This is a genomic window from Ruegeria sp. YTSA135, assembly GCF_059610165.1.
In genome coordinates this window covers 202,054-216,112 of sequence record NZ_JBXWNC010000002.1, presented here as the reverse complement: position 1 = coordinate 216,112, position 14,059 = coordinate 202,054, and the positions used below count along the sequence as shown (strand labels likewise).

Sequence of the window (14,059 nt, the reverse complement as noted above, 5' to 3'; positions counted from 1 at the left end):
TTATGCTTTGAAGTGTATCGCGCTTAGAGGAAATGGCAAAAGTAATGAGCGGACAAAAACCTGTGACACCTTCTCCTGACGGTCTGGCAGCATCGGTAAAAGCGGCCAAAACCCGGGGCTTGCCCCCTGTTCACCTTTGGAATCCTCCGTTTTGCGGCGATCTGGACATCCGGATCGCAAAAAATGGTACATGGAGTTATTTAGGTTCGCCCATCAACCGGTTCGAGCTTGTGAGGCTTTTTTCCTCAATTCTTAAGAAAGAAGATGGGAAATATTTTCTGGTGACTCCGGTCGAAAAGGTGGGAATCACCGTGGAAGACGCGCCTTTTGTCGCCGTGGATTTCGACGCCGAGGGCGTGGGGGACGCACAAAACCTAACCTTTATCACCCAGGTCGGTGACAGGGCGATGGCCGGCCCGGATCATCCGATCCGCATTGTCATTGACCCCGCAACCGATGAGCCGTCGCCGTACGTGCTGGTTCGCGCAAATCTTGAGGCGCGGATCGATCGCAAGAGTTTCTACCGCCTTGTCGACCGTGCCGTTCATCACGATGAATGGTTCGGCGTGTGGTCCGGCGGTCAGTTCTTTCCGCTAATCCGGTCGGATGATCTGCCTGACTAAGCCGGGCGGGTCACACGACGATCCTGGGCAAGCACAACGGCCAGCGCAACGATACCGGCACCCAAGGCACGGGTGCTGTTCCACTCCTCTCCCATCATCATCATGATCACCATCACGTAAAACGGTGCGATATTGATATGGAACGAGGACAAGGCCACTCCCAGCTTGCCTATAGACGCGATGAACAAGACCTGGCTGAGACCCATCGAGATCAGCGCATAGATGACCAGCATTCCCGACTGCTGGGCATCAACAGGCTTGGAGGGCAAGACGTCCATCCCAAATTGCGCCGCGCCGAATACCAAGAGCGACGCCATAACCAGCCCGCCAACGAAGGTGATCGTTGTGCGGCCCGTCTGGCTGAGTTCCGGAAAGTCCCGCGCTGTCGCCATGCTGGCCCAACAGAACAGACCCGTGGACATGATGGCCAGGGCCGCGCCAAGACCTAACTGTGCCGGAGCCATCGCGCTTGTTGCGATCAAGCCGCCGACAATTGACACCAGTACACCCAGCGCGAAGTTCCAGCGCAGCCGTCGCGTGCCGGACGCAAGCTCTAACAAGGTTGCAATCAACGGTGCGCACGAGGCGATGATCGCCACCGTAACCGGGTCGGTTAGTTTCTGCGCCACGATGATTAGGAACATACCCGTTCCCAACCCGACCCCGCCAACACCCATCGCACGCATCCAGCGGGCACGCATCACCCTGCGCGGCCCGTCGATCAACAGCCAGATCGGAACCATGATCGCCACCGCCAGAGCCAGCCTCGCTGCGAACAAAGCCACCGGGGGCCATGTTTGCAGCAATACCTCAGCAGCAGGAAACCCCGCCGCCCAAGTCAGCATGGATGCAACCGCCAAACCGTTGCCGGACAAAGCGGAATTGCGACCAGAAACCATAGAAAGATCGGTCCCGCGCGCGGGGTCAGGGCTCATCGCCATTGGAGTCAGACCTCATGTTGGAGCGGCGCCCTGAAATGGTCCGCCGCATTGGCCCAAAGGGTCCCTGATTCGCAGCACACGATCTGGCTGATTTTCGACAATCTGTCGTTTTTGACCCCCTTCCCCTGCAATCAGCCTGTGAGTATGGTCCGGGCGATAGCCGCCCGAGACCCCTCATGCCCAAATTCGCCGCCAATCTCTCCCTGCTCTATACAGAGTTGCCGTATCTTGAGCGCTTTGAGGCCGCAGCCGCAGCCGGGTTCAAAGCGGTTGAGGTTCTGTTTCCCTACGAACTGGCCGCTAAAGAAACCCGCCGCGCGTTACTGTCCAACGGGCTAGAGCTGGTGCTGATCAATGCGCCGCCGCCAAATTATACCGGTGCCGAGCCTGGCTATGCCGCAATCCCCGGTGCCGAAGCGCGGTTCCAATCCGACATTCGGCGTGTTCTACGCTATGCCGATGTTCTGCAGCCAAAGCTGATCCATATCATGTCAGGCTACGCAAACGGACCCGTGGCGCAGGATTGTTTTGAACGTAATCTGCAATGGGCTGCTGATTTTGCACCAACACAGCAGTTCACGATTGAACCCCTCAATCCGATCTCACAACCCGGTTATTTTCTGAATGACTATGAACTGGCCGCGCAGGTGTTGGACCGCGTGAGCCGCCCAAATGTTGGCCTGCAATATGACAGCTTTCACGCACATATGATCCACGGCGATGCGCAGGCGATCTGGGATCGCTTTTGCTCCCGGATCGTGCACGCCCAAATCGGCGCGGCCCCTGACCGCAGTGAACCGGGGTCCGGGGAAACGAACTTCGAACGTCTTTTCCGGGCTATTGACGCCGCAGGCTATTCCGGGTGGGTCAGCGCGGAATACATACCCTCAACAAAGCGCACATCTGACAGCCTTGGATGGATGCAGATGTAGGTCTGGCATTTTTTCAGAAAATGCATCACATCGTAGAGGCTTCGACCAATAGGATGCCCGTGATGATCCCTGCCCAATATTCCCGTGCCGTGTTCAGCCTGATCATGTCTGGCCTGATGTCGCTTATCGTGACTGGTATCGCCACCGTGAAGGCAATCGGGTTCGGCCCAAGCACACTTGGCAACTGGATGGCGTCGTGGAGTTTCTGCTGGCCAATTGCCTTTACCGTCATCCTGCTGTTCGGACCTATGGTGCAACGGGTAGTCAATCGGCTGGTCAGGCCGCAGGACTGACCCGCGGCGAAGAAGGCCCGCGGGGCCCGATGAGCCGCGCCTTTCCTAATGCGCCTCAGCCCAGTTCGCGCCTTGGCCTGCATCCACGCTCAGCTTTACATCCAGCTTGACAGCAGGGTCCGACGCACCCTCCATCACGTCGCGGGCAACGTCGATTACCTGATCCACCGCACCCTCGGCCACTTCGAACAGCAATTCGTCGTGTACCTGCAGCAGCATCTTGGCGGGCAAGCCGTTGATTGCATCCGGCATTCGCACCATGGCCCGCCGGATCACATCCGCCGCAGTCCCCTGAATCGGCGCGTTGATCGCCGCCCGGCGCGAGAAACCGGCATGCGGCCCTTTGGCATTGATTTCGGGCGTATGGATTTTGCGACCAAACAGGGTCTGGACATAGCCATGTTCCTTGGCAAATGCGATCGTGTCGTCCATGTATTTCCGAATTCCGGGGAAACGTTCGAAATAGCGGTCGATAAAGCCCTGCGCCTCGGCCCGTGGAATGCGCAGGTTGCGCGCCAGCCCAAAACCCGAAATGCCATAGATCACTCCAAAGTTGATCGCCTTGGCCTTGCGGCGAATATCTGGCGTCATCTCGTCCAGTGGGACATCGAACATCTCGGACGCCGTCATCGCGTGAATGTCCAACCCATCCGTAAATGCCTGTTTCAGGGCCGGAATATCGGCGATATGGGCCAGGATTCGCAGCTCGATCTGGCTATAGTCAAGGCTGACCATCACGTTACCCGGCTCGGCAACAAATGCCTCGCGAATGCGCCGCCCTTCTTCGGTGCGCACCGGAATATTCTGCAGGTTCGGATCAGTCGAGGCCAGACGCCCCGTGTTGGCCCCGGTGATAGAATAAGACGTATGCACCCGGCCCGTATCAGGGTTGATGTGGGTCTGGAGCGCATCCGTATAGGTCGATTTCAGCTTGGAAAGCTGCCGCCAGTCCAACACCCTGCGTGGCAGTTCATGCTCGGTCGCGAGGTCCTCAAGAATATCTGCGCCGGTCGAATACTTGCCGGTCTTGCCCTTTTTGCCGCCTTCCAGACCCATCTTGTCGAACAGAATCTCACCCAACTGCGCGGGTGAGCCTACATTGAACGTCTCACCTGCCAGTTCGTGGATTTCAGCCTCTAACCCGGCCATTTTCTGTGCGAACGCGTTGGACATGCGCGATAGCACATCGCGGTCGACCTTGATGCCATGCATCTCCATCTCGGTCAGGACCGGCACCAGCGGTCGTTCCAGGGTTTCGTAAACCGTTGTCACCTGGACCTGATGAAGTTGGGGTTTGAACAGCTTCCACAGGCGCAGCGTGATATCCGCATCCTCGGCGGCATAGGCCGTAGCCTCATCAATTGGCACCTTGTCGAAGGTGATCGCCGATTTGCCCGACCCCAACAGCGGTTTGATCGGGATCGGTGTGTGGCTCAGATACCGTTCCGAGAGTGTGTCCATGCCATGCCCATGCTCGCCGCCGTGCATCGCGTACGACATCAGCATGGTGTCGTCGATGGGGGCAATGTCGATGCCATACCGTTTGAAAATCTTGGCGTCGTATTTCATGTTCTGCCCGATTTTCAGGATCGACGGGTCCTGAAACATCGGTTTCAGCAGTGTTAGAGCCTCATCCAGCGGCATCTGCCCTTCGGCCAACGCATCCGATCCAAACAGATCATCAGCCGCCCCATCCCGGTGGGTCAGAGGTACATAGCAGGCCTCACCCGGCTCGATACACAGCGAAATACCCACCAGATCAGCAATCATCTCGTTCAGACCAGTGGTTTCGGTGTCCACCGCGACCCAGCCGCGTTCATAGGCCTGATCAATCCATTTCTGCAGCGCGCCAGCGTCGCGGACACACGCATATTTCGTTGCATCAAAGGGTGCGGCCTCAACCTCTTCCACCTCGGCGGCAGGCGCAGGCACGTCGGCAATCACGGGCGCTTCTGCCCCCAGTTTATCCGCGATGCGCTTCGTTAGGGTGCGGAATTCCATCTCGGCCAGGAAGCCCAGCAAAATATCGGAATCAGGGTCCGTCACCTCAAGATCGTCCAAAGTGAAGTCCAACGGAGTGTTCTCGTCCAACTGCACAAGTTTCTTGGACAGTTCGATCTGATCGCGCTTTTCGATCAGGGTCTGGCGGCGCTTGGGCTGTTTGATCTCTTCCGCACGATCCAGCAGCGTTTCCAGATCGCCAAATTCGTTGATCAGCAGGGCTGCGGTTTTTACCCCGATCCCCGGTGCGCCCGGAACGTTGTCGACGCTGTCGCCAGCCAAGGCCTGCACATCAACCACACGTTCTGGTCCAACGCCAAACTTTTCGACCACGCCATCCCGGTCGATACGCTTGTTCTTCATCGCGTCCAGCATTTCAACGCCGTCGCCAACCAATTGCATCAGGTCCTTGTCAGAGCTGACAATGGTGACACGTCCGCCCGCATTGCGCGCCTGAACGGTGAGGGTCGCGATGATGTCGTCGGCCTCGTAGCCTTCCAATTCCTTGCACGCGATGTTGAAAGCGCGGGTTGCTTCACGGGTCAGCGGAATCTGAGGGCGCAGGTCTTCTGGCATCGCCTCGCGGTTTGCTTTGTACTGTTCATACAGGTCGTTGCGGAAGGTATGAGAGCCCTTGTCAAAGATGACCGCCACATGGGTCGGCGCATCCGGCCCGGTATTCCCTTCGACATATTTTTGCAGCATGTTGCAAAAGCCCGAAACGGCCCCGATCGGCAGCCCGTCAGATTTTCGCGTCAGCGGAGGCAACGCGTGATAGGCTCTGAAAATAAAGGCCGATCCGTCAATCAGATGCAGGTGACATCCTTTTCCGAAATTGCTCATGCGCGCTCTCCCTGTCGGTCAGGGATGGTTCTGCCACAGGGCTAGACGGGTGACCAGTCAAGAACGCGGCTGAACCGTCAAAGAGATTTCGAAAAGACTTGGCCTGCGCCAAATCCACCGACTGAGGCGTGTTGCTCTGTCAGGTGATAAACTTTTTAGATACAGCGGATTAAGCGTTTTTGAATTCCCGCTTCACTGCATCCCAAATTAACCCCGTGCTTTCGGCAATCTGGCTCATCTGTTTGTTGAGCGAGCGGTCATTCAACCTGCGGCTTAACGTGCGCAGGGGCACGAGGTTACGCTCTCCGTACCCGTCTATCAGAAAGAACATGCGGACCGAGTCTCGTACGCCGTAGACAATGTTTTCGGCATGGATATCGCGGCCAACGATCTGAAGTTCAAATAATTTGTGAACGAAGTCATTGAGATCGTGCAAAACCTCACCAGTCGGCTGGTGTTGCTTGCACATAGACAAGAGATCTCGTGCAAGGTCACCTTCTGCGGTTTGAATTTTTTCGACCAATACGCCCGGACCAACAACTGTCTGTACGACACCAAACGAACGGGCCAAAGGCAGGAGCGAAACATCATGGCCGCTTTTCAGCGCCGCTTTCATCTCACACTCAAGCTCTTTCAATGCGTTCCGGTGCGCTGAGTCAGGTAGCAACCGCCGTATCACGCGCTTCATGAAAGACCGGTTCGGGCGCGTTCGTGGCCGCGTTACCTTGATCAGAAGCCCTGGTTGTTTCGGGCAGGCGTATACGTTCCTGTGGCCACCTTCTGCCACAAGATCCTGATCTGACAATTGCAATAGCTGCACTGGAAACAGCATCCAGAGTCCGCTCCGTGCTAAAAACAGAAAAATGCGCAGGTCTAGGTAGGCCAGGCCCGACACGGCGACTGCATCTGTAGCAGCAATGTATCAGTCTTGGAAATCCCTATTGGCCAAGACATACTTGCAGTCGCAATAGGGGCATTCGACCCAACCGATGTCTTCGGGGATTTGAAGCCACACGCGCGGATGACCCAATGCACCCTCGCCACCGTCGCAGGCGACACGGGTGGTTTCGACGATCTTGGTTTCCGGCGCTTCGATGGTCACGGCTGGCGATCCTTCTTCGGTTGTCGGCCTCGCGGGCATGTATTAGGTGCGTTTATGAGCGATGAGCAAACCGGGGGCAAGGGCCACATGAGCGATGCGGCAATCACAATCGAAGGCCTGCGCAAGACCTATAAGGGCGGCAAGGGCCAGCCTGAGAAACACGCACTCAAGGGCATTGACCTGACTGTCCCGCGCGGTTCGGTTTTTGGTTTGCTCGGGCCAAACGGCGCTGGAAAGTCGACGCTGATCAACATTTTGGCTGGTTTGGTGGTGAAAACCGCAGGCCGTGTCGTGATCTGCGGGTTCGATCAGGATAAACATCCGCGCCAGTCCCGCGCTGCAATCGGCGTGATGCCGCAAGAGCTGAACCTTGATCCTTTCTTCACGCCTCGTGGCGCGTTGGAAGTTCAGGCCGGGCTTTATGGCGTTCCCAAGGCACAGCGCCGCAGCGCCGAGATTCTGGACGTTGTCGGCCTCAGCGACAAGGCCGAAGCCTATGCCCGAACCCTGTCAGGCGGTATGCGGCGGCGGCTGCTGCTGGCGAAGGCGCTGGTGCATCATCCCAAGATTCTGGTTCTGGATGAGCCCACGGCCGGTGTCGATATCGAGCTGCGCCAGATGCTTTGGGCCAATGTGCGCAAACTGAACGAGCAGGGTATGACCATTATTCTGACTACGCACTACCTGGAAGAAGCGCAGGAAATGTGTGACGAGATCGCCATCATCAATCACGGAGAAATGATCGCGCAGGACAGTACCGCCAACCTTCTTGGGCGGATGGACAGCCGCACCATGGTGATCGCGCCGGACGACCCTGTCACCGATCTGCCCTCCGCGGAAGGTGTCGAAGCGGCACTGCGCGAGGATGGAAACCTTGTACTGCGGTATCAGAGCATCCAGACCAGCGCCGAGCAGGTCTTGGAAGCCGTCCGGCAGGCTGGCATCCGTATCCGCGACGTCCGAACCGAAGAAGCCGATCTTGAGGATGTCTTCCTCGCGCTTACCTCCTCCCGCGAGGATGAAGCCCCGGTGGACGATCACGACCAACCCCGTGGGGGGATGCACCGGGTCAGGCTGTAGCCCCGGTTAATCCGCACAGGGCCAGAATGTTTCGGTTATTTAGGGTCTTTTTTCGCCTGTGCGCGGAGCATTTGCCCCATCATTTGTCCGAATTTGCCCGACCCGCGCTGATACAGAGCCCCGTCGACGGACAGAACTGTTCCGCTGATATAGCTGGCCAAGTCCGAGCAAAGGAACAGGCAGGCATTGGCCACGTCCTGCGTGGTGCCCCAACGCCCCAGCGGCACGTCCTGTCTGATCTCTTCATGCGCGTTTTCCGTTGGAGCCAACCGTCGTGCTCCTTCGGTGCCCTCGATGAAACCCGGCACGACCGAGTTCACGCGAATCCCCTCAACCCCCCATTCCATTGACAGGGTGCGGGTGATCTGATCGACGCCTGCCTTGGCGGCGCAGACATGGGCCTGTCCCTCATAGGGCAGAAACGCTTGCGGGGCGGAAATGTTGATGATGCTGGCACCGGGTCGTTTCAGGTACGGATAGGCGCCCTTCATCACGTGGACGGTGCCCATCAGGTCGATATCCACCACCGTCTTGAACGCGTTTACCGACATCTCAGAGGTCAGCGCCGGGAAATTCCCCGCCGCGCCCGAGACGAGAACGTCGAAATCGCCCAAGGCCTCGTGGAATTGTCTGAGGCCCTCGGCCACCGCCTCGGGGTCGCGCACATCAAAGGCTGCGCCGACCACGTCTGCGGCACCGGCCTCTTTCAACGCGGTGAGTGTATCATCCACCTTCTCCTGCGACCGGCTGGCAACTGCCAGTTTGGCCCCCGAGGCCGCAAAAGCCTCGGCAATACCCCGATTGATGCCGCTGGTCCCGCCAATGACGATGACAGTTTGCCCTGCAAAATCCATGTAGACCTCCCTTAGCGGGGTGCCTTACTCACCGTAGGGCACCCAGATGTTCTTCACTTCGGTTGCAGCCTGAAGGAAGCGGCGCGATTGGTCCACGCTCCAGTCAAATGAAGTCGCGTTATTGACCCAGGTCCGCTTAAGGTTCCCGGCTGACACAGTTTCGATTTCTTGCGACAGATCGGTGGAGGAGAACGACCAGACCGCATCCACGTTCAGATGCGAGGCCAGCGGTTTCGCCAGTTCCCCGTGGCTGCCTGTCAATATGTTGACCACACCCGCAGGCACGTCCGAAGTCTCAAGCACCTGGTAGAAGTCTGTCGCGGCAAGCGGATAGGGCTCTGACGCCACCAGAACCGTCCGGTTTCCCATCGCGATCGCAGGCGCCATCACGGAAACCAAGCCCAGCAGGGGGGCTTCATCCGCGCAGAGCGTGCCGATCACACCGACCGGTTCTTTCATCGCAATGGCAACACCGCGGATCGGAACGCCATGGACCTGACCGTCGTACTTGTCGGCCCAGGCGGCGGCCGTGAACAGACGCTGGATCGAGGTCTCAACCTCTTTCGTGCCGTCTTTCTTGCCGGTCATGGCGTCAATGCGCGCGGCGAGTTCATCGGCACGGGCCGAGAGGTTCTCGCCGATATAATACAGAATCTGCGCGCGCAGATGGCCGGTGGTCTTGGACCAGCCCTTTGCGCCTGCTGCGGCCTCAACCGCGTTACGGACGTCTTTGCGGTTGGCAAGCCCGACATGGCCCAGCAGGCCGGTCTTGCCCCACACGGGTTTGGAATAGCCGCCATCGGGGCGCGCCTGCTTGCCGCCGACATACATCTTGGCGGTGCGGTCGATGGGATCAACCGGAGCGCCTTCTCCGGTGATGGACTCGATTTTCGCCAGTGGCTTGGCCTTGCCCTTAGGTTTTGTATAAGCCGCCAGACCTTCCCAACCGCCTTCACGACCAAAGCCGCTCTCACGCACACCGCCGAAGCCTGCGGCGGCGTCGAACAAGTTAGTTGCGTTCACCCAAACCACACCCGCAACCAGCTTAGGCGCGATATCCAGCGCGAGGTTTACATTCTCGGTCCAGACGGTTGCCGCCAGGCCGTAGCGGGTATTGTTGGCCAGCTCAACGGCCTCAGCCGGGGTACGGAAGGAAGACGAAACCAGCACCGGGCCGAAAATCTCTTCCTGCATCAGCAGATCGGAGGTTTCGAGGCCCGAGATCAGGGTCGGCGGATAATAACAGCCATTCTCAGGTAGCTCACAGGCGGCCTGATGCACGTGGCCAACCGTATTGCTTTCAACCATGCCCTTGATGGTCTGTAACTGGATCGGATCCACTACCGCACCCACGTCGATGCACTTGTCCAGCGGATCGCCAATGCGCAGCGTGTCCATCCGCGCGCGCAGCTTCTCGTGGAAACGGTCGGCTATCCCCTCTTGCACCAGCAGGCGGGACCCTGCACAGCACACCTGGCCCTGATTGAACCAGATCGCGTCGACCAGACCTTCGATGGCGCTGTCGATATCGGCGTCGTCAAAAACCACATAGGCGGACTTGCCGCCCAGTTCCAGCGTCAGTTCCTTGCCTGACCCTGCAGTCGCCTCGCGGATACGCCGACCCACGGCGGTTGAGCCGGTAAACGCGATCTTGTCCACATCCGCGTTGACGATCATCTCACCCACGGCACCGTCACCGGTAACGATGTTGACCACGCCTTTTGGCAAACCGGCCTGCGTGCAGATATCGGCGAACAGTAAGGCGGTCAGCGAGGTGTACTCGGCCGGTTTCAGAACCACCGTGTTGCCCATCGCCAGAGCGGGCGCAATCTTCCACGCCAGCATCAGCAGTGGGAAGTTCCAAGGAATGATCTGCCCGCAAACGCCAAGCGCCTGCGCGTCTGGCAGCTCGCTCTCCATCAGTTGCGCCATGCCAGCGTGATAGTAAAAATGCCGCTGCGCCAGTGGGATGTCGATGTCGCGCGATTCACGGATAGGCTTGCCATTGTCCAGGCTTTCAAGCACGGCAAACAAGCGCGAATGCTTCTGCAACAGCCGTGCAACGGCATAGAGATAGCGCGCACGTCCCGCGCCGCCCAGTTTCTCCCATTTTGGTTGCGCTTTGCGGGCGGCAGCGACGGCGGCGTCAACATCGGCCTGTTTCGCCTGTGTCAGCTTAGCCAGAACCTCTCCGGTCGCCGGGTTGCGGCTTTCGAACCCTTTGCCGGGTTTGGTGAAAGCGCCGTCGATATAGTGGCCGAACTTGTCGCCCTGATCGACCAACCAGGCCAAAGCCTCAGCGGCGCTTTCGGGGGCGGGACCGTAATCCATGGTTTCGAAAATCTCTTTGACTGTCATCGTTCTTGTCCTTTTCCCGGGGCTTCGCCCGTTCGGCACTGAAATCGCTCCACTGGAGCGATTTCCGGGCGTGCCTCACCCCATAGAATGACGGTAACCGGCGGAATATGAGCCCGTCACATAGTGTTCCAACTGTCGTTCAATATCACCCAGCAGAGACGACGCGCCAAAGCGAAACAGATCGGGTTCCAGCCAGCGGTCTCCAAGCTCATCTTTGATCAGAGCCAGGTAAACCAGTGCATCCTTAGCCTTCGAGATGCCGCCCGCAGGTTTGTAGCCAACGCGATATCCGGTGCGGTCATAATAGTCGCGGATGGCTCGGATCATCACCAGTGAAACGGGCAGGGTGGCGTTGACGCTTTCCTTCCCGGTCGAGGTTTTGATGAAATCCGCCCCGGCCATCATGCAAACCAGCGAGGCGCGCGCGACGTTTCGCAGGCTACCCAGTTCACCGGTCGCCAGGATGGCTTTGACATGCGCATCGCCGCAGGCCGCACGGAAGGCTTTCATCTCGTCATACAAAGCCTGCCAGTTGCCCGACAGCACGTGGCGGCGCGAGATCACGATATCGATCTCTTCAGCCCCGGCCTGAACGCTTTCCTCGATCTCGGCCACGCGCAGGTGAAACGGCGACAGGCCAGCCGGAAACCCCGTGGACACCGCAGCCACCGGGATGCCGGTGCCTTCTAGCGCCTCAACGGCGGTCTCGACCATGTCGTGATAAACGCAGACCGCCCCGGTAGTGATCGGCGTCATGTCCATTGCACGCAACAGCGCAGGCGACACCGGTTGACGTGCCTTGGCACAAAGGCGTCGCACCCGGCCAACCGTGTCGTCGCCCGACAAGGTGGTCAGGTCGATCATCGTGATCGCCTTCAGCAACCAAGCCGCCTGATAATCTTTCTTTACAGATCGCCGACCGGGCAGGGTTGCTGCGCGACGTTCAATGGCCGACGTATTGGCCTGAACCGCACGCACCCAATCCAGATCAAGATTCATACCGGGGTTTCTGGGTTCGGTCACTTGCGGCAGATGCGCGGTGCGCACGGGGCTGTCTGAGCTCTGCGTTTCCATTGTCACATCCTTTGGAGGTTTGCGTCAAACTTGCACGAGAGGTGCCTAAATGGAAGGCGTAGCAGAGGCCAACCTGTATATTTTTGACCAAATGGACAAAGAAAATATTTTTTTGCGAATAATTCGCAATAGCGTTGACTTAGTTGCGAATGGTTCGCATATTCATTTGCAAGAGGACAGCAAACCGGGGATTGGTATGATTCGTCGCAGCTTTCTTGCAGCGCTGGCTTTTGCTGCTGCATTGCCTTTAACCGCATGGGCCGAAACGCCCCTGAAAGTGGTCGCAACAACTGGTATGATCGCTGATGCGACCCGTCAGGTCGGTGGTGATCAGGTTGAAGTAAAAGGTCTGATGGGGCCGGGTGTTGATCCGCATGCCTATCGCCAGACCCGCAGCGACATCGTGGCGATGACCCGCGCGGACCTGATACTGTGGCATGGCCTGTATCTGGAAGCTCAGATGGAGGATTTTTTCCATGACCTCGGCCGCAAGCGCACCGTGGTGGCCGTGGCCGAGGGGATCGACAAATCCAAACTGCGTGCGCACGACGACTACGCTGACAAGTACGATCCGCATGTCTGGATGAGCCCGGACCTTTGGCGAGAAGTTGTGATCGAGATTCAGGAAACTCTGACCAAGGCCCGCCCCGAGGCCGCCGACATCTTTGCTGCGAACGCACAGGCGCATTTGGCCGAGCTTGAGCAGTTGCAAGCCTACGCTGACCAGACCCTTGCCGCCGTTCCGGAACAGAACCGCGTATTGGTTACGGCGCATGACGCGTTTGGCTATTTCGGCGCTGAACACGGGTATGAGGTGATGGGTATTCAGGGGATTTCGACCCAGTCTGAGGCCGGTCTGAACCGCATCGGAGAGCTGGTGGATAAGCTGGTCGATAAGCAACTAAAAGCGGTGTTTGTGGAAAGCTCAGTTTCCGATCGGTTGATGCGCGCGCTGATTGAAGGCGCGGCGGCCAAGGGTCACGACGTTGGTGTGGGTGGTGAGCTCTATTCCGACGCGATGGGCGAGCCGGGCACCTACGAAGGCACCTATGTGGGCATGCTGGACCACAATATTACCACGATCGCCGGAGCGTTGGGCGCAGACGTGCCCGAACGTGGGATGAACGGCAAATTGTCGGCGGGGTACTAACGCATGCTGGAATTGGCCACAAATCAGGGTATCCCGGTTGCCGAGCACAATGTTGAGGACAGCCCCTTGGCCATACGGGGCCTGACCGTATCCTATGGGCAGAAACCGGTGGTGTTTTCGGTTGATATGACCGTGCAGCCGGGGGCGATGACTGCAATCATTGGCCCGAACGGAGCGGGGAAATCGACCCTGCTCAAGGCTGCTTTGGGAATTGTGGCGCCGCTGTCCGGGCAGGTGACTGTTTTTGGTAAGCCGCTGGAACAGCAGCGCGCCCGCATCGCCTATGTCCCACAGCGGGCCAGCGTGGATTGGGATTTCCCGACACGCGTGATCGACGTTGTCCTGATGGGTTTGTCGCGGCAGCTGGGGTTGCTGGGCCGTATCCGGGCACGGCACATGTCGCGCGCGATGGAATGTCTGAACCGCGTTGGCATGCGCGATTTCGCGGATCGCCAGATTGGCCAGCTTTCCGGCGGTCAGCAGCAACGGGTTTTCCTGGCGCGCGCATTGGCGCAGGATGCTGACCTCTATTTGCTGGACGAACCGTTTGCCGGGGTTGATGCCGCAACCGAGAAAGCCATCATCGCAGTTCTGAAATCATTGAAAGACGCTGGAAAGACAGTTGTTGTCGTGCATCATGATCTGGCCACCGTCACTGAGTATTTCGATCATGTCTTCCTGATCAATACCCGCAAAGTGGCCGAAGGTCCTGTGGCTACGGCATTCACGGCTGAAACATTGCAAACAGCGTATGGCGGACGCCTGGCCACCGCTCAGATCGACCAGATCTCGCGCGCGCTGGCGTAGT

13 protein-coding genes are annotated in these 14,059 nt (G+C 58.4%); 6 read left to right on the top strand and 7 right to left on the bottom strand.

Annotation, left to right across the window (positions count from 1 at the left end):
• Positions 1 to 44: 44 nt before the first annotated feature.
• Positions 45 to 623 (top strand): DUF1285 domain-containing protein, encoded by a 579-nt coding sequence (locus AC2FIT_RS04070; RefSeq protein WP_496826884.1) that lies wholly within the window; start codon positions 45 to 47, stop codon positions 621 to 623.
• On the opposite strand, the gene AC2FIT_RS04065 is transcribed toward AC2FIT_RS04070, so the two are convergent.
• Positions 620 to 1,558, bottom strand: coding sequence for a DMT family transporter (locus AC2FIT_RS04065; protein ID WP_496826882.1), 939 nt, complete (start codon positions 1,556 to 1,558; stop codon positions 620 to 622). The two genes, AC2FIT_RS04070 and AC2FIT_RS04065, sit on opposite strands and share 4 nt — an antisense overlap.
• Positions 1,559 to 1,740: 182 nt before the next feature.
• Between AC2FIT_RS04065 and AC2FIT_RS04060 the strand changes: the two genes are divergently transcribed.
• Both AC2FIT_RS04060 and AC2FIT_RS04055 read left to right on the top strand, forming a co-directional pair.
• Positions 1,741 to 2,496: a hydroxypyruvate isomerase family protein gene (locus AC2FIT_RS04060; protein WP_496826880.1), complete on the top strand. Its 756-nt coding sequence runs from the start codon at positions 1,741 to 1,743 to the stop codon at positions 2,494 to 2,496.
• Positions 2,481 to 2,789 (top strand): DUF2798 domain-containing protein, encoded by a 309-nt coding sequence (locus AC2FIT_RS04055; protein WP_496826878.1) that lies wholly within the window; start codon positions 2,481 to 2,483, stop codon positions 2,787 to 2,789. Before AC2FIT_RS04060 ends, AC2FIT_RS04055 begins: the two co-directional genes overlap by 16 nt.
• A 45-nt stretch (positions 2,790 to 2,834) precedes the next feature.
• Here AC2FIT_RS04055 and polA read toward each other — a convergent pair whose 3' ends face one another.
• The 3 genes from polA to AC2FIT_RS04040 all read right to left on the bottom strand — a co-directional run bounded on the left by polA (position 2,835) and on the right by AC2FIT_RS04040 (position 6,735).
• Complete coding sequence (gene polA / locus AC2FIT_RS04050; RefSeq protein WP_496826876.1) at positions 2,835 to 5,633, bottom strand: DNA polymerase I; 2,799 nt, start codon at positions 5,631 to 5,633, stop codon at positions 2,835 to 2,837.
• 169 nt (positions 5,634 to 5,802) lie between these two features.
• Positions 5,803 to 6,465 carry a YrbL family protein gene (locus tag AC2FIT_RS04045; RefSeq protein WP_496826874.1) on the bottom strand — a complete coding sequence of 221 codons (663 nt, stop codon included), beginning with the start codon at positions 6,463 to 6,465 and terminating at the stop codon, positions 5,803 to 5,805.
• A 90-nt stretch (positions 6,466 to 6,555) separates the two neighbouring features.
• The gene (locus AC2FIT_RS04040) at positions 6,556 to 6,735 is read right to left on the bottom strand and encodes a zinc-finger domain-containing protein (protein WP_496826872.1); all 180 of its coding nucleotides are present in this window, start codon (positions 6,733 to 6,735) and stop codon (positions 6,556 to 6,558) included.
• A gap of 87 nt (positions 6,736 to 6,822) precedes the next feature.
• Here AC2FIT_RS04040 and AC2FIT_RS04035 point away from each other — a divergent pair, with 87 nt between their 5' ends.
• Entirely contained in the window at positions 6,823 to 7,815 is a 993-nt protein-coding gene (locus AC2FIT_RS04035) for an ABC transporter ATP-binding protein (protein WP_496827165.1), read from the top strand.
• Positions 7,816 to 7,850: 35 nt separating this feature from the next.
• Here AC2FIT_RS04035 and AC2FIT_RS04030 read toward each other — a convergent pair whose 3' ends face one another.
• From AC2FIT_RS04030 to deoC, 3 genes are all read right to left on the bottom strand, one after another.
• Positions 7,851 to 8,669: an SDR family oxidoreductase gene (locus tag AC2FIT_RS04030; RefSeq protein ID WP_496826870.1), complete on the bottom strand. Its 819-nt coding sequence runs from the start codon at positions 8,667 to 8,669 to the stop codon at positions 7,851 to 7,853.
• A gap of 24 nt (positions 8,670 to 8,693) precedes the next feature.
• On the bottom strand, positions 8,694 to 11,027 hold the full coding sequence (locus tag AC2FIT_RS04025) for an aldehyde dehydrogenase family protein (protein WP_496826868.1): 2,334 nt from the start codon (positions 11,025 to 11,027) through the stop codon (positions 8,694 to 8,696).
• A gap of 75 nt (positions 11,028 to 11,102) precedes the next feature.
• Positions 11,103 to 12,101 carry a deoxyribose-phosphate aldolase gene (gene deoC, locus AC2FIT_RS04020; RefSeq protein ID WP_496826866.1) on the bottom strand — a complete coding sequence of 333 codons (999 nt, stop codon included), beginning with the start codon at positions 12,099 to 12,101 and terminating at the stop codon, positions 11,103 to 11,105.
• Positions 12,102 to 12,297: 196 nt separating this feature from the next.
• Here deoC and AC2FIT_RS04015 point away from each other — a divergent pair, with 196 nt between their 5' ends.
• On the top strand, positions 12,298 to 13,251 hold the full coding sequence (locus AC2FIT_RS04015; RefSeq protein ID WP_496826864.1) for a metal ABC transporter solute-binding protein, Zn/Mn family: 954 nt from the start codon (positions 12,298 to 12,300) through the stop codon (positions 13,249 to 13,251).
• A gap of 3 nt (positions 13,252 to 13,254) precedes the next feature.
• Positions 13,255 to 14,058 (top strand): metal ABC transporter ATP-binding protein, encoded by an 804-nt coding sequence (locus tag AC2FIT_RS04010; protein ID WP_496826862.1) that lies wholly within the window; start codon positions 13,255 to 13,257, stop codon positions 14,056 to 14,058.
• The last annotated feature ends 1 nt before the right edge of the window (position 14,059 follow it).

Excerpts from the sequence above, each read along its gene's own strand:
- AC2FIT_RS04070 (WP_496826884.1), top strand. The coding sequence starts at position 45 with ATGAGCGGACAAAAACCTGTGACACCTTCTCCTGACGGTCTGGCAGCA.
- AC2FIT_RS04010 (WP_496826862.1), top strand. The coding sequence starts at position 13,255 with ATGCTGGAATTGGCCACAAATCAGGGTATCCCGGTTGCCGAGCACAAT.
- AC2FIT_RS04065 (WP_496826882.1), bottom strand. The coding sequence starts at position 1,558 with ATGAGCCCTGACCCCGCGCGCGGGACCGATCTTTCTATGGTTTCTGGT.
- AC2FIT_RS04035 (WP_496827165.1), top strand. The coding sequence starts at position 6,823 with ATGAGCGATGCGGCAATCACAATCGAAGGCCTGCGCAAGACCTATAAG.
- polA (WP_496826876.1), bottom strand. The coding sequence starts at position 5,633 with ATGAGCAATTTCGGAAAAGGATGTCACCTGCATCTGATTGACGGATCG.
- AC2FIT_RS04025 (WP_496826868.1), bottom strand. The coding sequence starts at position 11,027 with ATGACAGTCAAAGAGATTTTCGAAACCATGGATTACGGTCCCGCCCCC.
- AC2FIT_RS04045 (WP_496826874.1), bottom strand. The coding sequence starts at position 6,465 with ATGCTGTTTCCAGTGCAGCTATTGCAATTGTCAGATCAGGATCTTGTG.
- AC2FIT_RS04015 (WP_496826864.1), top strand. The coding sequence starts at position 12,298 with ATGATTCGTCGCAGCTTTCTTGCAGCGCTGGCTTTTGCTGCTGCATTG.
- AC2FIT_RS04060 (WP_496826880.1), top strand. The coding sequence starts at position 1,741 with ATGCCCAAATTCGCCGCCAATCTCTCCCTGCTCTATACAGAGTTGCCG.
- AC2FIT_RS04055 (WP_496826878.1), top strand. The coding sequence starts at position 2,481 with ATGGATGCAGATGTAGGTCTGGCATTTTTTCAGAAAATGCATCACATC.
- deoC (WP_496826866.1), bottom strand. The coding sequence starts at position 12,101 with ATGGAAACGCAGAGCTCAGACAGCCCCGTGCGCACCGCGCATCTGCCG.
- AC2FIT_RS04030 (WP_496826870.1), bottom strand. The coding sequence starts at position 8,669 with ATGGATTTTGCAGGGCAAACTGTCATCGTCATTGGCGGGACCAGCGGC.